This is a genomic window from Vibrio sp. AK197 (assembly GCF_053903115.1).
Genome location: NZ_CP096430.1, coordinates 1,754,075 through 1,770,667 on the forward strand (window position 1 = coordinate 1,754,075; position 16,593 = coordinate 1,770,667).

At 44.9% G+C, this 16,593-nt stretch carries 18 protein-coding genes; 7 read left to right on the top strand and 11 right to left on the bottom strand.

From position 1 onward, the window contains the following. Nucleotides 1–708, top strand: coding sequence for a glutamine amidotransferase (locus M1D72_RS15265; protein WP_456295738.1), 708 nt, complete (start codon nucleotides 1–3; stop codon nucleotides 706–708). 70 nt (nucleotides 709–778) lie between these two features. On the opposite strand, the gene M1D72_RS15270 is transcribed toward M1D72_RS15265, so the two are convergent. The 6 genes from M1D72_RS15270 to M1D72_RS15295 form a co-directional block, all read right to left on the bottom strand. Next, entirely contained in the window at nucleotides 779–1,822 is a 1,044-nt protein-coding gene (locus M1D72_RS15270; RefSeq protein ID WP_390189712.1) for a methyl-accepting chemotaxis protein, read from the bottom strand. A gap of 349 nt (nucleotides 1,823–2,171) precedes the next feature. After that, nucleotides 2,172–2,753, bottom strand: a complete 582-nt coding sequence (locus tag M1D72_RS15275) for a DUF938 domain-containing protein (RefSeq protein ID WP_456295739.1) — start codon at nucleotides 2,751–2,753, stop codon at nucleotides 2,172–2,174. A 12-nt stretch (nucleotides 2,754–2,765) separates the two neighbouring features. Beyond that, complete coding sequence (locus M1D72_RS15280; protein WP_456295740.1) at nucleotides 2,766–3,386, bottom strand: suppressor of fused domain protein; 621 nt, start codon at nucleotides 3,384–3,386, stop codon at nucleotides 2,766–2,768. 157 nt (nucleotides 3,387–3,543) lie between these two features. Continuing rightward, nucleotides 3,544–4,926, bottom strand: a complete 1,383-nt coding sequence (locus M1D72_RS15285) for a c-type cytochrome (protein ID WP_456295741.1) — start codon at nucleotides 4,924–4,926, stop codon at nucleotides 3,544–3,546. An 11-nt stretch (nucleotides 4,927–4,937) separates the two neighbouring features. Further along, nucleotides 4,938–6,527 carry a GMC family oxidoreductase gene (locus M1D72_RS15290; protein WP_456295742.1) on the bottom strand — a complete coding sequence of 530 codons (1,590 nt, stop codon included), beginning with the start codon at nucleotides 6,525–6,527 and terminating at the stop codon, nucleotides 4,938–4,940. 26 nt (nucleotides 6,528–6,553) lie between these two features. After that, on the bottom strand, nucleotides 6,554–7,108 hold the full coding sequence (locus M1D72_RS15295; protein WP_456295743.1) for a sugar dehydrogenase complex small subunit: 555 nt from the start codon (nucleotides 7,106–7,108) through the stop codon (nucleotides 6,554–6,556). A gap of 1,042 nt (nucleotides 7,109–8,150) precedes the next feature. Here M1D72_RS15295 and M1D72_RS15300 point away from each other — a divergent pair. Continuing rightward, the gene (locus M1D72_RS15300; protein ID WP_456295744.1) at nucleotides 8,151–8,915 is read left to right on the top strand and encodes a DNA/RNA non-specific endonuclease; all 765 of its coding nucleotides are present in this window, start codon (nucleotides 8,151–8,153) and stop codon (nucleotides 8,913–8,915) included. A 55-nt stretch (nucleotides 8,916–8,970) separates the two neighbouring features. Here M1D72_RS15300 and M1D72_RS15305 read toward each other — a convergent pair whose 3' ends face one another. Next, entirely contained in the window at nucleotides 8,971–9,618 is a 648-nt protein-coding gene (locus M1D72_RS15305; protein ID WP_456295745.1) for a glutathione S-transferase family protein, read from the bottom strand. 185 nt (nucleotides 9,619–9,803) lie between these two features. Here M1D72_RS15305 and M1D72_RS15310 point away from each other — a divergent pair, with 185 nt between their 5' ends. From M1D72_RS15310 to M1D72_RS15325, 4 genes are all read left to right on the top strand, one after another. Next, on the top strand, nucleotides 9,804–10,649 hold the full coding sequence (locus tag M1D72_RS15310; protein ID WP_456297407.1) for a LysR family transcriptional regulator: 846 nt from the start codon (nucleotides 9,804–9,806) through the stop codon (nucleotides 10,647–10,649). Between the two features lie 21 nt (nucleotides 10,650–10,670). After that, entirely contained in the window at nucleotides 10,671–11,546 is an 876-nt protein-coding gene (locus tag M1D72_RS15315) for a multidrug transporter (protein ID WP_456295746.1), read from the top strand. Between the two features lie 149 nt (nucleotides 11,547–11,695). Continuing rightward, a complete protein-coding gene (locus M1D72_RS15320; protein ID WP_390189695.1) occupies nucleotides 11,696–12,631 on the top strand; it encodes a bile acid:sodium symporter family protein in 936 nt (311 codons plus the stop codon). Nucleotides 12,632–12,836: 205 nt separating this feature from the next. Continuing rightward, nucleotides 12,837–13,640, top strand: coding sequence for a Cof-type HAD-IIB family hydrolase (locus M1D72_RS15325; protein WP_456295747.1), 804 nt, complete (start codon nucleotides 12,837–12,839; stop codon nucleotides 13,638–13,640). A 61-nt stretch (nucleotides 13,641–13,701) separates the two neighbouring features. Here the strand turns inward: M1D72_RS15325 and M1D72_RS15330 are convergent, their stop codons facing one another. Then, nucleotides 13,702–14,193 (bottom strand): AAA family ATPase, encoded by a 492-nt coding sequence (locus M1D72_RS15330; RefSeq protein WP_456295748.1) that lies wholly within the window; start codon nucleotides 14,191–14,193, stop codon nucleotides 13,702–13,704. Between the two features lie 21 nt (nucleotides 14,194–14,214). Next, nucleotides 14,215–14,661: an HPP family protein gene (locus tag M1D72_RS15335; RefSeq protein ID WP_456295749.1), complete on the bottom strand. Its 447-nt coding sequence runs from the start codon at nucleotides 14,659–14,661 to the stop codon at nucleotides 14,215–14,217. Between the two features lie 95 nt (nucleotides 14,662–14,756). On the opposite strand from M1D72_RS15335, the gene M1D72_RS15340 reads away from it, so the two are divergent. After that, nucleotides 14,757–15,311, top strand: a complete 555-nt coding sequence (locus tag M1D72_RS15340) for a TetR/AcrR family transcriptional regulator (RefSeq protein WP_390189687.1) — start codon at nucleotides 14,757–14,759, stop codon at nucleotides 15,309–15,311. A 47-nt stretch (nucleotides 15,312–15,358) separates the two neighbouring features. Here M1D72_RS15340 and M1D72_RS15345 read toward each other — a convergent pair whose 3' ends face one another. Next, nucleotides 15,359–15,652, bottom strand: coding sequence for a putative quinol monooxygenase (locus M1D72_RS15345; RefSeq protein WP_456295750.1), 294 nt, complete (start codon nucleotides 15,650–15,652; stop codon nucleotides 15,359–15,361). 123 nt (nucleotides 15,653–15,775) lie between these two features. Next, the gene (locus M1D72_RS15350) at nucleotides 15,776–16,591 is read right to left on the bottom strand and encodes a patatin-like phospholipase family protein (protein ID WP_456297408.1); all 816 of its coding nucleotides are present in this window, start codon (nucleotides 16,589–16,591) and stop codon (nucleotides 15,776–15,778) included. Between the last annotated feature and the right edge of the window lie 2 nt (nucleotides 16,592–16,593).

Below are 16,593 nucleotides of genomic sequence, written 5' to 3' on the forward strand. Positions count from 1 at the left end.
ATGAACGCGTTATTGATTGTGAATGTTGGACATGCGCCAGCGAGTCAATTGCAACGATTTGGTGATTTTGAACAGTGGGCGAAAACAGCGATTGGTCCCCTAGAAATCCGCATTCAATTTCACGACGGTGTCGCACACCCTATTCCGGATCAACCATTTGCAGGTGTGATTATCATGGGTTCGCTCTCTATGGTGACGGAACAGGCACCTTGGATGCAGCGTCTGTCGCAACAAATTGTCGAATTACACGACAAGCAGGTTCCCCTACTGGGTATCTGCTTTGGCCATCAATTGATCGCTTGTGCACTTGGGGGACGAGCAGACTTTAATCCTCAAGGGTTGGAAATCGGCACAGTGGATATCCAGCGGCACCCAGAGAGTAACGACGACCCTCTATTTTCAACGCTACCAACCCGCTTTAAAGCCCAAGCTGTGCATTTTCAGTCTGTACTCGCGCTGCCTGATGGTGCGACATGTTTAGCAAGCAGTGAGATGGATGATCACCACGCTTTTCGCGTTGGGGATACAACTTGGGGCGTTCAGTTTCATCCCGAGTTCACCACTGACATCATTTTGGATTCACTGCAAAACCAAAAACAGTATGTAGCAGAGACGTATCAGAATTTAGTGGCGCAGGTGTGTGCCACACCAAATGCGCAACAAGTTCTGATACATTTTGCACAGCGCTGCGTGGCAACACGTAACTAACAGGTGTTCCCAAGCATTTGATACAAAAAAGACGCCTTGAGGCGTCTTTTATCTTGGCATGAATCGCGGTTTAGTACGCTTTGGCCGCATCCACGTCACGCTTAGCAATATCAAGTAGCGATTTTTGTTCATCAACAACAGCCACAAGTTGCGAAATTTTATCGCTTAACTGCGCGAGACGCTCATAGATGCTATGCACCGACTCTTTTTCTGCATTATTGAAAATGACCGCCTGATCCACATGCGAGCTAATACGCTCAATACCAACACTGCATTCTTGAGCTTCACGAGCCACCGATTCAATGCTTTGTTCAATTTTGGCACTTGAAGAGCGAGCTCGAGCAGCAAGATTACGGACTTCATCAGCCACCACAGCGAATCCACGCCCTTGCTCTCCGGCACGCGCGGCTTCAATCGAGGCATTAAGTGCCAGCAAGTTGGTTTGGTCTGAAATATCGTTAATCTCTAAGGCCAACTCATTGATTGTGGTGACACTCACGCCAAGCTGAGCAATTTGACCTTTAAATCCATTAATATAATCCGCGTCTTCTTTTGTTGCCGCGGCAGAGGCTGCAACGTTCTTGGCACTGCCTTCAACATCCGTGGCTGAATTTGCCGCACCTTGAGCACAGTGAGCAATCTCTTCTGCCAAATGTTCAACAACCCCATAAAGTTGTTCCAGAGAGCGTGCTGCACTATCAATGCGATCTTGCCAAACACCTTGTTGACGTTGCCCTTGAGCTTGAAGTTCACTCACTTGTTGCTGATAGGTCTGGTTGTTATCACTCAGCGTCGCCACTTGTTGCTCATAACTATTGCAATCATCAAGCAAGATCTGAATACCCGATTTAATATGATCAAGCGCGTGCCCTTGCTTACGAATTCGACGATTATTATTAAGCTGTGAGAAAAGTTGCTGCTCTAATTCGGTAATTTGTGTCGATAAATAACGATAAATCACCACAAAATTAATCAAACCAAGGGCAAAAACACCCGCCAAGTAAACTGACCAATCTAAGCGGTCATCAACCAAAAAATAATGAGCCAAAGCGGCAAACACGACAACAATATCGACAATCGCCAACTTGCGTGACACTGACAATTTAAAAAGCATGTGAGTCCTTATTTTTTCTGAGAGATTGGCATTCTCTTTCCATTATTAAACGCATTGCATATTGTTATATTATTCATGCTTCGTTTGCGTACGACGGTTAATCATTTTTTACTTTGAACAGCAAAAATAATTAACTTTCGATTATAAAACGACTCATACTGAAAATGAATTAAATTTACAGTGATTACTCTAATATAATTAATCCGTACACCTTTCCAAGCCTTATATAACCTGCACGTCTCATAGTTGCATAAAATAGAAGATCGTGAATATTGATGCCGGATTAATTCATTTTGACGAGGTATTCAGGTCAATTAATATTTGCGTAAACCAAATGGATAACGCGCAGTTATTTTTTCCACACTAATAAAAAGTTATTGGCAGGCATTGATATAACATGCTCTAAGCGCAGTCCGTTCGCCCATTCAACCAATTGCTCTAAATCCCGAATGCCCCCAAAACCTTGAGCACGAATTTGTTGATCAAACTCGCGGTCGCTATCCCCCGAAAATTCGCCTTTTATTTTCATTGGGCCATATTGGCAAAACACACCATCGGCAGGTAACGCGGCTTGCACTGATTCCATCATTAGTTTCGCTTCTTCTGGCTGCATGATATGAGTAGTATTCGCGGTAAACACCGCATCTACATCACCCAGTGGCCAAGCATCAATACCCACGGTAAATTCAATCGGTTCAACCAAATTTGTTAATGCTTTTTCCCGTACATAAGTGCGGATACTGAGGTGGTTATTTGGCATATCGCTGGTATGCCAAACAAGATGAGGAAGATGAGTCGCGAAATGCGCCGCATGCTGGCCTGTTCCTGAGCCAATTTCTAATACTCTACGAGCGGTACGAAAATGAGATTTTAAGTGCGTAAGGATAGGATATTTATTGCGTTCACAAGCTTCTGAAAATTGTTTGGACATAACTTGGTCTTTCTAGTTTGGCTTTATGGGGGCAAGGTAACACAACCGCTGACGATTAAGCACTAGCGGATGTTGATTTTGTTGAAATAAGTGACAAATGGGCGCGAGTCCTTGCTGCTGTTTTAAAGCCGATTCGGCCTCAGTAACAGGGACGACCCACAACGGTTCAACCGGATATGGCGCCGCATCAAAATTCTCCAATAGCTTATTATCCATCTCAATGGCTGGCGACATCAGTAAACAAGTGGATAAACGGCTACCTTCATACATATTTTCTGGCAGTTCAATGCTATCTCCATACCCAAGCAACATTTGGTTGCTGTATGGCAACGTTGCAAGCCAAAGCATCCAATGGATGTCTCGCTCGGTCACCGCTTCAAGATAGATCAGTAATTCCGTCGACCATTTTTCATCATGATAATCGGCAGGGAAACATTGCGGAACTTGGCTCATACCCAGAGTGACCAACACATCATGCGCCCGTCCGGTTTCCGCTTTACGATACAACGCAACCCAGATATCAGGTAAACCGCTCGTCTGATTTTTCCACCAACGGCTGCCAAACACCACCGACGCCGTGCATGCAAAATGCTGATCATAGTATGCAAGTTGTTTGTTTAAATAATGATTCATTATCCCCGCTCACTTTGGATTACCTATCATGTCACCGTTATTAATAGGCGGCGGAACTCGCTCAGTTAGTTAACGAAACCTTTGCGGATCGTATTGTCATTCCCTTTGCAACAACCGATAAAAAAAGCGCCCAGTTTGAGGCGCTTTTTAATCCCGATTATTTGCGTCGACGGTAGACAACGACAAAGCCAATAACAATGAGTACAAGCACCAATGCCGATACCAGCAGTGTCGATGCGTAACGAATCACAAATGGCGCTTCTTGACCATGACGAATGGCAGCAACGTCTTGTGATGAAAGATCACTTTTCACTTGACCAAAGCGCTGGCGAACATAGTTCGTCACGCTAGCAATTTGCTGATTCGACAGATCACGTTTAAACGCAGGCATCAATACATCATATTGGTTGCCTTGACGCGCAACGCCATCACTGATCGCCATAATGAGATTATTTGCTTTGGCTGCCGTCACGGTACGATTCTCAACGAGAGATGGATAAAAGTGATCATCGGTTCCTGCGCCATCACGTCCGTGGCAACTTGCACAAGCATTCTGATACAAACGACCACCGTCTTGCTCACTCGTATCGGCAAGTGATGCCTGATCACCTTGACCCGTTATCTGTTGATGTACACTCGAGGTTACCGGTTTAGTCAATGCCTTAGCGACTGGCGTTTGGATTGCTGGCACTTGTTTAATGTATTTAGCAATCGCGTTCAGGTCACCATCATTCAAATGACGAAAGCTATGCTCAATGGCTTCCGCCATCGGCCCACCCGCTTGCGCCTTGCCAGGGACGTCCCCCGTTTTCAAATATTGAGCGATATCCTGATATGACCAGTTACCAATACCAGATTCCGCATCTGAGGTAATATTTGGCGCGTACCACCCATCAAGCTCAGCGCCCGCCAGATATTGACTTTGATCTTCGGCCATCAAGCTATTTCGCGGTGTATGGCAGGTAGAACAATGCCCCAAAACGTCAGACAAATATTGGCCGCGAGACAGCTCGGCAGACTGCGTATCATCGGGCGTATAAGGCTGATCATTGGCATAGAGCAGATTCCACCCAAACATCAGGGCGCGAATATTAAATGGAAAGTCTAATTCGGTTTGTTTTGCTGGCTCGTCAACCGGTTCCACACCATGCATAAAGTAGTAATAAAGGGCATGTACGTCTTCATCCGTCATTCCTGAATAGGCGGTATAAGGCATTGCTGGATAGAGATGATGACCATCGGCTGCGATGCCTTTTCTCAGCGCATCAGAAAATTGCTGCTCGGTGTAGTTGCCGATACCAAATTCAGCGGAGGGCGTAATATTGCTGGCGATAATGTCACCCATTGGTGAATGAATCGCGTAATTGCCTGCATAGGGCTTCGCTTGTGAATTCGGCTGTGTGTGGCACGCGGTGCAGTCAGCCGCAGTAGCAAGGTAACGACCTTTATCCAGCATTGAGGTATCGATATTATCGGCAAGCACATTAAAGGATGTGCAGAAAAGGCATATATTGATAGCCCACAAGGTGGCGTTTTTCATATCTTGGGCTCCTATATTTCACGCTCAATGATTTCGGCAGCACGAATACTTAATGCCACGCCCGTCAACGTTGGATTAATGACCCCAGAAGCAGGAATCACGCCCGTGGTCGCTAGAAATAAGTTTTTATGATCCCAAGTTCGACATTCATGATTAACGACTGAATCTGCGGGGTCATCACCCATAATCACCGTTCCCATGATGTGGTCACGGTTCTGCCACCCAGTATCATCTTCAATCACCGTGCCACCCATCAGTTCGACAAACTTGGCAAAATCTTGCATTGCATAAGGCTTAGCCGCGGCGACATAGTCATCAACATCATAATTCACTTTGAGCATCGGAATTCCGAGTGCGTCTTTACGATCAGGGTTGGGCTGAACTCGATTATTGGCGTGCGGTAGCATTTCAAACACTGTTGAGACTTCCACCCAATGGGCCGCTTGATGGCGAATTTGTTCATCGAGCTTCTTACCAAAAACCCCCTGCTCGATAAGCCTTCTTGCGACTTTCATATTGGGTACACCATTGCTGATCGCATGCTTAACGGCTGCGTAATCTTGACGAAACTCACCATCTCGGCGATTAAAAATACCACCTTGTTGTACTGCGCCTCGTCCCATCCAAACCGGCTCATCGGCCAAAAAGGTCAACCCGACTCCGGTGTGATCCATTAAGTTTCGTCCGACTTGGTCAGAAGAGTTGGCCACATCAGACATCAGCAGCAGTTTTGGTGTTTCCAATCCATGAGCAGCAACAATAAAGTATTTAGCGGTGAGTCGAACATCTTCTCCAGTAGAACGTCGATAATGCACAGCAACGATATCCCCGTTACTACCTTTCTCCAATTTATAAGCCGTGGCGTCGGTAATCAGTTTGGCGCCATTGTCTTCAGCGTGTTGAGCATGGACATGACCACTGTACATCGCGCCAATTGGACACACGGGCATGCAATTATTATTACCACTACAAGCTGGACGGCTGTCATAGGGCTTGGTTGCCCGAGCATTAGGCTCATGGATAAAATGAAACCCCTGTGAACCAATTCGGTCTCTAAGACGTTGAAATAAATACGTTTCCGCTTCAGGTTCCATTGGATATGGTGCAGAACGTGGTGGCCAAGGTCGCTGAGCTTGACCACTTTGATCATCGCTGTTTGACCCACAGACACCGAGGTTCAATTCGGCTTTGACATAATAGGGTTCAAGCTCTGAGTACTCCATCGGCCAATCACGACCAACACCATACAAGCTTTTGATTTTCATATCATTTGGAATGTAACGCCAGGCCGCAGCCGCCCAATGCCAAGTGGTGCCTCCGACTAATTTAAGCATGCCCGGACGAAAATCAAACGAACCGGTATTTTCGATATAGGCATCATCGTAAGAGTGATGGGCCCAAGGTTGATTGGGATACGGTGAATTGTAATTTTCTTTTTTTGAGGAATTGCGAAAGTTTTCCACAATTTTCCAACGAGGAATTTTCTCCCCAGCCTCCAAAATAATGACAGATTTGCCTTTTTGGGCGAGAGTGTGCGCGGCATTGCTGCCAAGCGCACCCGAGCCGATGACAATAACATCAGCATCATAGTGCTTACTCATAATGAACCTTCCTTAATTGATACTGATTAATCGTTGTCGATTGAAGCTGGCGGATTGACCCAATAATTGGTTCGTGCTCGCGAGTAGCTTGGTATGACAGTGGCATCCAACGTGGGTTGGTACATTAAGGCATCGGTATAAGTAACAAAGCGGGTATTATCTTTGGCTCTTTGACTGATGGGCGTCCCGGTGTAGCCCAAATAGAAAGCACTGACTACACGTTTTACGGTCTGTGCAAAGGCATCATCTTGCATCAATGAATGCTCATTGAGTTCATCGACTGACGTGAGATTTGCTTGCTGAATTTTCTGCCAAGCCATTGCTGAATGGGCAAGGAATGCGGAGTCTTGCGCGGTCAACGCCTCGTAGCCACGCTGAATCACGACACCATTCAGGGCTGACTGCCCAGTCAAAAAGTGGGCTAATTGACTAAATTGACGTTGCTCTTTGGAAAGAAGTGCCGAATCTGCCCAAGCGATACTCGGAGTGAAGGCTGCCGCCACCATCAGAGCAGCAGACGATGAAAGAAAATGTCTTCGAGCGGAAAATGTGGCCTCTTGTTGCTGTTTTTTATTGCTCATTAAGTTGATACCTATCCTTTAGACTGTTAATTAGTTATTGATTTGTATCTATTTGCTCAATAAAAAATACTCAGATCACAGAAAGAACTCAATGCAGCAACTTTTTTACAACATCCTCCCACACAAAAACAAACACTGCTCTGACAAAAATTAAAATAAACTTTTTAAACAATAACTTAAGAATAAATTCCTCTCTCCTTTCGTCAAAACAAATGAGAATTCTTATTATTTATCAAGCATTTCTAATTATAAAGTTATTAAATTTTGCTTTAATTTATTTTCAAATAGTAAGTTTTCAAAAATGCAATGTTATACACAAATCCAACGAGATGAGTAAATGAGCATGTATCAAACTGCATTTTTTATTATTGATCATTTCTTCGTTTCTTATCTGGATAGGTTCATTATCATCGCATTATATAAACAATAAGACGTTCAGAGACGGACAAAAAATAAAGTCCCTTTATATCCAATAGTAATAGTGACAAGACGCGTAATTAAAAAAGGCAAGCAAATTTTATTAACAACTTGGTTGATAAATTGTTTGCAGAATGGAATAAGGTAATTTAAACCATTCACCTAGCTAGTGACAAAAGTCACGATAAAAACCACCAAAACTGATAACACCAGCAGCTTCGTGTAAAATTCAAAGAAAGCAAGCTTGTCACAACCCCCCTTCAATGGTTTAATTGAGTGGTCAAATAACTCAATCATTAGAATGAGTTTATGTAAGCATGCCGATATCAAATTATAAACAAGTTAGGTAATCATCCAAAAAATTACATCGAGCCTTTTAAACGATCAACTAAAGCTTTACTGTATATTTATAGTAGAAAAAGCTCCTATAAATTATATTTCAAAATAAACCACTCATTTAGTATGCGTCAATTAAAATTGAAAAATACACAATTTTAATGACCAATAACAATATTTTCTCGCCGTAAAAGATCGTCTCAGAAATAAGCTTAACAATACATTCATCGCTACTTAACCTTAATTTGGCGTTATGGAATCTCCCTATAAACCAACAAGGAAAGTCACGATGAAATTAAAAGTTTTATGTTTTACAGCAGCCAGTTTATGGAGTTCATTCTCACTGGCGGCAAACTGCGTTTATAATTGCCCAACCGGGATAAGCGGACAAACCATTGAGCGTTCAATTTACACTCTGAATAACAACAGCAGCACCAAATTTGCAAACTGGGTCGCCTACCATGTTACACCATCGACCATTAACGGACCGAGTCGCAGCCGTAATTGGCGATCAGACCCGTCGATTAGTAGTAGTGCGACCCTTGAGCCTTCTGATTATCAAGATGCACACGCAACCATAGGTACCGACCGTGGTCACCAAGTTCCTCTGGCGTCATTCAGTAATACATCGGATTGGGCGATGCTAAACTACCTTTCAAATATCACTCCTCAAGCATCAAACCTCAACCAAGGTCCATGGGCACGTCTAGAATCGGCCGTTCGCAGCTATGTATCGACAGGCCAAGACGTGTATGTGGTTTCAGGACCACTCTACGAGTGGTACTTTGCTTCATTGCCGCAAGCGGATGAGAGCCATACCATTCCAAGTGGCTATTTCAAGGTCGTTATTACTGATGTTAACGGATGGGTTGAAGCTTCTGCCTTTATCATGGAGCAAGATACTTCACGTAGTAGCAGCTATTGTTCATTTGAAGTCACGGTTGATGAAGTCGAATCTCGGTCTGGTTTAAATATTATGCCAAGCCTAGAATCCTATAAAGAAGGAGCGGTAGAAGGTCAGTTAGGCGGCTTGTCTTCTCCACTGGGCTGTTAAAAACGCCTGGGTTATCCAAATCAATGAGGCCACCATAGGGTGGCCTCATAACTGGTTAAATCGGTTCGCCGGCTTCATCTTCTTCAACAATATCGGTTTCCGTGCTGGCTTGTTGAAGCCATAATTTTATTGCCGGGCTGGCCAGCACTTTATGTTGGTATTGCTGAGCTAGGGGCGAGAGTGGAATTTGATAGGTTTCAAATCTCAAAGCGAGTGGCGCGTACATCGCATCGGCAATCGACCACTCCCCAAATAACCACCCTTCTGGGAAAGTTCGCATTTGCTCACTCCACATCTCGTCTACTCGAGCGATTTCTTGCTTAGCTTGCTCACTGAGTGTGACTTGACGTTTCGCTCTGCAATTCATTGGCAGCTCATTACGAATGGAGAAAAAACCCGAGTGCATTTCACTGGCTAACGCTCTGGCCTTCGCTCTCTCATTCATGGCGCCAGGCCATGCTTGATGGCTCAACTTGGCTTCATTAATGTATTCAAGAATCGCTAACGAGTCCCAAACCGCTACGTCACCATCAATAAGCGCAGGCACTTTTGCCGCCGGGTTTTTGCCAGCAAGTGTGTCGTAAAATTGCGGACTAAATAACGTAAGCTTTTCAACATCGACCTCCAACTCATAGTGAGCAAAAATTAGCCAAGCCCGTAAAGACCAACTCGAATAGTTTTGGTTACCTATATATAGCTTCATTTCAATCATCCTTTTGTACGTTAACCTTGATTTAAGGTTATCCTTCACCCTGTTTGACTACTAGCGCATAGTTTTGATGGCTGCTATTCAAAATAATGATGGGTTCAAATAACGATAAAAGCTTGTTTTCTTTGAACCTAAGAGATAGCTTTGAGCTATTCTTTCGCCTGCCAAATCGTCAATATATGGATATCGAAGCATTACGCAGTTTTCTTGCGTTTGTTGAAACGGGAAGTTTCACCCGCGCCGCTAAGCAGATTCATCGTACTCAGTCCGCGTTAAGTGCCCAAATGCGTAAACTGGAAGATGAAATTGGAGCGGCCTTATTTGAAAAGGAAGGGCGAAATTTAATTCTGACACCGGCGGGGCTGCGCTTAAGTTCGCACGCTAAGCACTTGGTCACCAGCCATGATTCTGCGTTGGGCCAACTCAAGAAGTTTCAGTCAAAGACACCATTACGTCTGGGGTGTCCTGAAGATTATAACGACGCCGTATTGCCTCATGTGGTCTCTGCGCTAAAACGCAAAGAACCGACCTGCTCAATACAGATTTACAGCGAACCCAGTGTTTCGCTGCGTCAAGGTCTCGATGATGGCAGGCTCGATGCAGCCATTTTGACTCGCTCACCAGAAAGTGAAGAAGGATATTGGCTGACCAGTGACCAAGGGGTTTGGATCGCGGCTGTTAATTATCACCTCGACATCACACAACCTTTAACGCTAGCCCTGTTTCAAATTGACTGTAAATATCATGCCGCCGCGATTGATAGCCTGACGAAACGTGGCATTGACTACCAATTATTAGCCAGCTGTAATACGGCTTCAGCACAGCGTGCCATCGTTCGTTCAGGGCTCGCCATTGGTGCAATGGGACGACTGAGCCTCGGTGAAGGACTTAGCATTCTAGAAACAATGCCACCACTTCCCGCGGTTGATGTGGTGTTAGCGGTCAGCGCAAAATCTCACCCTTTGCTAACTCAAGCGTTTTTACAGCAGTTAAGTGACGAGTGTAATCACATAATTAATCATTAAAACTGAATGTCGGAAGGTGAAATGACCTGGATTATTTTTACATGCTTTGCTGCATTTTGTCAGGCTTGGCGCAACGCGTTACAGAGCAAATTAAGTGGTGAACTCAACGTGGTAGGGACCACATTGGCGCGCTTTCTATGGGCAAGCCCACTCGCTCTCATCTATTTAGTGACACTGTATCAAGTACAGCCAGTTGAACTGCCCACACTGACTCTCACCTCAAGCGCGTTTGTTATCGCGGCCGCGGTCATGCAGATTGTCGCAACAGGTCTGATGGTGCTGCTATTTAAACAAAAGAACTTTGCCATCGGGGCCGGCCTCGCCAAATGTGAGGCGCCAGTCGCTGCCCTACTCGGCACCCTCTTTTTTGGCACAACACTCACTTACTGGGGCTGGCTTGGTGTGTTTGCGGGTGGTGTTGCCGTGATCATACTCAGTTCACCAGAGCGAATTAAACACATTTCGCTAAAAACCGTGATTATCGGTTTGGCGTGCAGTAGCGCGTTTGCACTTACATCGCTGTGGGTCAGAGAAGCCAGTTTAAGTCTCCACCTGCCTTTCCCTCATAGTGCGGCATGGATTTTGTTTTCCGTGATTACTCTGCAAACGCTTATTCTGGTGAGCTATTTGCTGATGCGAGATCGTATGACTCTTGGCAAAATGTTCGCCCTGCGCGGCCCCGTGATGTTGACCAGTTTAATGAGCTTTTTAGGGTCGCTTGGCTGGTTCAGTGCAATGTCACTGCAAAGCGTGCCGTATGTCAAAACCTTAGGTCAAATCGAGATCTTTTTTATGATGCTGATTTCTGCTTTTTGGCTCAAAGAACGAGCGCGCCGCAAAGACTTTTTTGCACTTTGTCTTGTCGCGGTCGCCGCCGTGTTGGTGATGTTTCATTAACACGGCGAGAGATCGAAGCTAAACAGAGGAAAAGTGGCCATCAATTCGTGTGTCGGTACCTTCAGCATTATTTAGCAAACAATATCAGTGCATTTTTATTCATTTGTTAATAGTATGTGAGCTGCAAATACAATAACAGGTACACGAGAATGATAAATAGAATAACTCAACTATTTCCGCTGTGGGCAGTGGCTTTATCTGCCATCGCTTTCTTCCAACCCAACCTATTTACCGGGTTTAAGACCGAAATAGTTCCACTGCTCACCATTATTATGCTAGCAATGGGCTTAACCCTTCAGCCAAAAGACTTTGCCAATGTTCTAACCAACATTAAAGCGGTGTCCACTGGCGTCGTTTTACAATTTAGCGTGATGCCGCTGGTTGCTTTGCTGATCGCCACTTTACTTAACTTCGATGCTAACTTAACCGTAGGATTGGTCTTGGTTGGGTGTGTGGCCGGAGGAACCAGCAGTAATGTAATGTGCTTTTTAGCTAAAGGTGATGTCGCTTTATCAATCACCATGACGGCCATCAGTACGTTACTGAGTGTTCTTTTTACCCCACTTCTGGTCGAATTACTGGCAGGGCAGGCGGTGGATATTCCCGTGGCTGGCATGATCATGAGTTTGGTAAAAGTCGTTCTCGCGCCGGTGCTGATAGGCGTGGTTATCAATAGCTTGTTACATAAGCCTATTCAGCGCATTAGCCCAATCCTTCCTTTGGTATCGATGTTCGCGATTATTGCTATCATTGCCATTGTCGTGGCTCTGAATGCCGGTAAGTTAGTGGAGGTCGGCCCTTTGGTCGCCGTTGCGGTTGTCTTGCACAATGCGATTGGCTTAGGCGCGGGTTACCTCATCAGTAAAAAACTGGGGTTCGAAGAAAAAGTATGTCGCACCATTGCATTTGAAGTTGGCCTACAAAATTCAGGTTTAGCCACAGCACTGGCGATGAAATTTTTTGCCCCAACCGCCGCGATTGCCGGCACACTGTTTTCTGTCTGGCACAATATCAGCGGTTCGCTGCTCGCCGGTTTTTGGTCAAAACGCCAACTCTCTCAGCAGCAAGCCGCTGCGAACGCATAATTTACTGACCAATATGTCTATCCAGCCAATCGCATTTGTGATTGGCTGAATGGATTGTGTCCGCTTTTCCCAACAAAGGTTCAGATTCAACCTAAACCATCAAGCACGCTTCATAAACACTTGCATCTCCTCCCTTTGCAATTGCATACTCACAGGTTCTCGTTAGCTTTTTAAGCTGTTTTGTTTTTCATCATGAGTAGCGCAAATGTCAGATAACCAAGTTAAATTTATAGCAGCCGATATGGATGGCACCCTGCTTAACGAACACGGCCAATTGGATCCCGAATTCTTTGACGTTTTTTCGAAACTTGAACAAAAAGGGATTATTTTTGCTGCCGCTTCTGGCCGCCAGTACTATAGCCTTCTCGACACCTTTGACGCGATAAAAGATCGGATGATGTTTGTTGCCGAAAACGGAACATTTGTCATTCATAAAGGTGAAGAGCTTTACAGCAACCCGATAGATAAACCTTCGGTTATCGCGATCATCAAAGAAGCACGAAAAATTCCCAATACCCATATTGTATTATGTGGTAAGCGCTCTGCGTATATTGAAACTCAAGATCAAAAAGCCAATACAGAAGTACAAAACTACTATCATCGGTGTGAGTTGGTCGATGACTTACTGAACGTGGATGATGAATTTATCAAGATTGCTTTATGTCATTTTGAAGGGACGGAAGAACACGTGTTCCCAGCAATTAACCAGCAATTTGGTGAGACGCACAAAGTTGTTGTTAGCGCCAAAATTTGGCTTGATGTAATGGATGCCAGTGCTTCAAAAGGCGCTGCTATCAAAGAACTCCAAAAACGCTTAGGGTTCAGCTATGAGCAAACCATGAGTTTTGGTGATTACTTTAATGATGTTGAGATGCTAGAGCAGAGCTACCACTCATACGCAGTGGAAAATGCGCACCCAGGGGTTAAACAATATGCCCGATTCCGTGCGCCAAGTAACAAAGAAAGCGGAGTTATTCAGGTCCTCAAACAACTGATCGATGCCTCATAAGCAGGTATCCATAGAGATAAAAAAGGCTGGCAATGAAACCAACATGTCAGCCTTTTTTGTTTTAACAGCAACGGTTATTGATGACGCGCATGGTTGCCAACTCCTCACCCGCAGGCGGTTCAAACCACGACCAAAACATATTTAGCATCTCAGGGGTCATCTCATACGCGGTGTGTAATTGACGCGTTTTATTTCTTGCTAGGGCTCGCTTACAGCAAGTATCAAAATCAGTATTTAAATACACAAACTCATACTCGATTTGATGCTCTAAAGCCCAACGCCTAAATTCTGCTCGGTCTCTACGCGTCCAAAAGCCGAAATCCAACACGACGGAGACATCAAGGGCTAGCAACTCTAGGGAAGAACGTTTAAATAGCTCCTTCAAGGTCGCTAAGTGGCCATCAAATACTTCTCTTTCCATGTGTTCTCCAAACAGCGGTATCATCCACTCATCGATGGTAAATCGAAATGCGGGCGTTTGCTTGGCAAGCTGATGAGCGACATGAGTCTTACCGCTGCCTATAAATCCACATATGAAAAAGATCTTTGCCATTTTGTTGTTTTGCCTCGAGCTTTATCCCCATTGACGTTGCAACTTTCTCATAGTTTGTCCAATGAGCACGATAACTACCGCGCCAAACAAGACGGGGGTCAATAAAAAGCCCCAACTTTGCCCAGTTAACATGATCAATAGTGGGTTGGCTCCCGCCGGTGGATGGGTTGTTTTGGTTAACAACATTGCACTCACAGCAAGCCCTGTCGCCGCAGCTAAACTCCACGGTGTCGTACCAACGTATTGACTGAAGATCACTCCGATTAATGCCGTCAACATATGCCCAACAATAACGTTTTTGGGCTGAGCTAATGGACTGTCTGGGACGCCAAACACCAAGACCGTTGTCGCGCCAAAAGGCGCCATCAATAAAGCGATATCCGTAAGTTCAACTTGAGATAGCGCCAATACGGCAATCGCTGTTGCTGCACCTAGCCCAGCAAATAGTGGAAACATAACTCGGTTCATTATCCTCTCCTTCAAAGTAGACCAACTTGTCTCCCCATTAAAGTAGACAAGTCTGTCCCCTTCTGTCAATATAAAAATTCACAAGGAGATTTCAGATGAAGAGTAAACGTGAACAACTTATCGATACGGCACTCGACCTGTTTTACCAACATGGCGTAAACTCCATCGGGATTAATGAGGTGCTTAAAGTATCAGGTATCGCGAAGAAGACGCTGTATAACCACTTTCAGAGCAAAGATGCGCTGATTTTAGCGGCACTAGAACAGCGAGATAAACGCTTCCTCTCTTGGCTTGAGTCTTGTCTCGCGACGGCAAATTCGGATAAGGCGTTAGTGACGAGCTTGTTTACTGCGTTAGAGCAGTGGTTTGAGAACTGCAGTCCTCTAGGGGATTTTCGCGGTTGCTTTTTTGCCAATACATCCGCTGAGATCGCCGATCCTGAAAGTGATATTTTCAAGTATTGCCAAGCTCATAAAGACAAGGTGCGACACTTGATCAGCACAAGGCTTCACCATGCAAAACCTGATCTGATTGAAGCGATCTGTCTCGTCAAAGAAGGGGCGATCAGCCGCGCTTACGTCAATGGAGAAACGCACAGCGCCGCTATCTGCATTCGTCTGATTGAGCCGATGCTCATACAGCACCAATAATTAGTAAGCATCCATCAACCAAGGCCAGCGGCGTTGAAGTGCAGAGTTTACGCAATAACCGAGAGTTGGTTAATGGACAAACTGACACACACATCTTCGATAGCCGCGGAGAAGGCTTGCATATGAATAGAGGCAAGATGGGCATCGAGATAAAACTTGGTTTCCCATCGCTCGATGAACATGAATAGATGAGGATTATCGTTATCTTGGTGAAGAACGTATTCTAAACAACCAGGCTCTATTCGAGTTAATTCAATAAGTTGCTCAGCTTGTTCTTTGACAAATTCAACATGCCCTGCTTTCACTTCAAGCCTAGCAACAACAACCAATGGGTTTGACATAATAGTTCCTCAACGAAATGAAAATAAACTGGTTCTAATTCAGTATTATACGCACAAATTTTCACTCAGCTGGAACCTATCGTTGAGAATTCACCATAATTTTGCATGATGCCTAACTAAAACTTACTTTAATACCACTTGGCGGTTCCATGTCTCTATTGCCTGCTCCCCCATTTCAACACCGAGTTGATATGCCCTTTTCAACGGCTCACTATCACGGCTTAAACGCTTAAGTTTAAAACCCTCTGGAGGGCAAAACTGCATGATATTGATGCCCTGTGGTGGATGAGCGATCAATGAAAGCGCTTGGTTATAGCGTACATCACGCGTTAACATTGGCTCAACCAAACCAGGAGTCTCTCTGAGCAAACGGCGAGTTAAGCCGCGCCATTTGGCTTTAGGTTTACGATAAGAAGCTGGTCGGCTACGAAGTACCATAATATTCTTCGCTCCCTGTTCGATGGCAGCCTGAATTGGGAGTGCATCGGCAACACCACCATCGACATATTTAACACCATCCAGTTCCACGCCATTACGATATAAAATAGGCAAGGCACTACTGGCTTTCATCACTTGTGCTATGTCTTTTGGGTTCGGATTTAGATACTGAGCTTGACCATCACTTTGGCGGGTCACGGTAATAAAAAGAGGCCTTTTCTCCTCACTGAGCACCTCAAGATCAAGGCCTAACTCTCTTAACGAGATCTCCCACATCCAATCCAAATCCATAAGATCACCGCCACGGACGAAGCGGCTAGGCTTGATAAATTGTTTACGACAGCTGTAATCCAGGTAAACCTTAAGATTCCTCTCTGGCATGTTTGCAAGATAGGCAACCAGATTATTTGCACCTGCTGATACGCCCCAAAAACTATCAAAAGGGGAAAACTGCTTGGCGAGAAAGCTATCTAATATGCCACATGAAACGATGCTTCTCATCG

Coding starts and splice junctions, on each gene's coding strand:
- M1D72_RS15265 (WP_456295738.1), top strand. CDS start 1: ATGAACGCGTTATTGATTGTGAATGTTGGACATGCGCCAGCGAGTCAA.
- M1D72_RS15270 (WP_390189712.1), bottom strand. CDS start 1,822: ATGCTTTTTAAATTGTCAGTGTCACGCAAGTTGGCGATTGTCGATATT.
- M1D72_RS15275 (WP_456295739.1), bottom strand. CDS start 2,753: ATGTCCAAACAATTTTCAGAAGCTTGTGAACGCAATAAATATCCTATC.
- M1D72_RS15280 (WP_456295740.1), bottom strand. CDS start 3,386: ATGAATCATTATTTAAACAAACAACTTGCATACTATGATCAGCATTTT.
- M1D72_RS15285 (WP_456295741.1), bottom strand. CDS start 4,926: ATGAAAAACGCCACCTTGTGGGCTATCAATATATGCCTTTTCTGCACA.
- M1D72_RS15290 (WP_456295742.1), bottom strand. CDS start 6,527: ATGAGTAAGCACTATGATGCTGATGTTATTGTCATCGGCTCGGGTGCG.
- M1D72_RS15295 (WP_456295743.1), bottom strand. CDS start 7,108: ATGAGCAATAAAAAACAGCAACAAGAGGCCACATTTTCCGCTCGAAGA.
- M1D72_RS15300 (WP_456295744.1), top strand. CDS start 8,151: ATGAAATTAAAAGTTTTATGTTTTACAGCAGCCAGTTTATGGAGTTCA.
- M1D72_RS15305 (WP_456295745.1), bottom strand. CDS start 9,618: ATGAAGCTATATATAGGTAACCAAAACTATTCGAGTTGGTCTTTACGG.
- M1D72_RS15310 (WP_456297407.1), top strand. CDS start 9,804: ATGGATATCGAAGCATTACGCAGTTTTCTTGCGTTTGTTGAAACGGGA.
- M1D72_RS15315 (WP_456295746.1), top strand. CDS start 10,671: ATGACCTGGATTATTTTTACATGCTTTGCTGCATTTTGTCAGGCTTGG.
- M1D72_RS15320 (WP_390189695.1), top strand. CDS start 11,696: ATGATAAATAGAATAACTCAACTATTTCCGCTGTGGGCAGTGGCTTTA.
- M1D72_RS15325 (WP_456295747.1), top strand. CDS start 12,837: ATGTCAGATAACCAAGTTAAATTTATAGCAGCCGATATGGATGGCACC.
- M1D72_RS15330 (WP_456295748.1), bottom strand. CDS start 14,193: ATGGCAAAGATCTTTTTCATATGTGGATTTATAGGCAGCGGTAAGACT.
- M1D72_RS15335 (WP_456295749.1), bottom strand. CDS start 14,661: ATGAACCGAGTTATGTTTCCACTATTTGCTGGGCTAGGTGCAGCAACA.
- M1D72_RS15340 (WP_390189687.1), top strand. CDS start 14,757: ATGAAGAGTAAACGTGAACAACTTATCGATACGGCACTCGACCTGTTT.
- M1D72_RS15345 (WP_456295750.1), bottom strand. CDS start 15,652: ATGTCAAACCCATTGGTTGTTGTTGCTAGGCTTGAAGTGAAAGCAGGG.
- M1D72_RS15350 (WP_456297408.1), bottom strand. CDS start 16,591: ATGAGAAGCATCGTTTCATGTGGCATATTAGATAGCTTTCTCGCCAAG.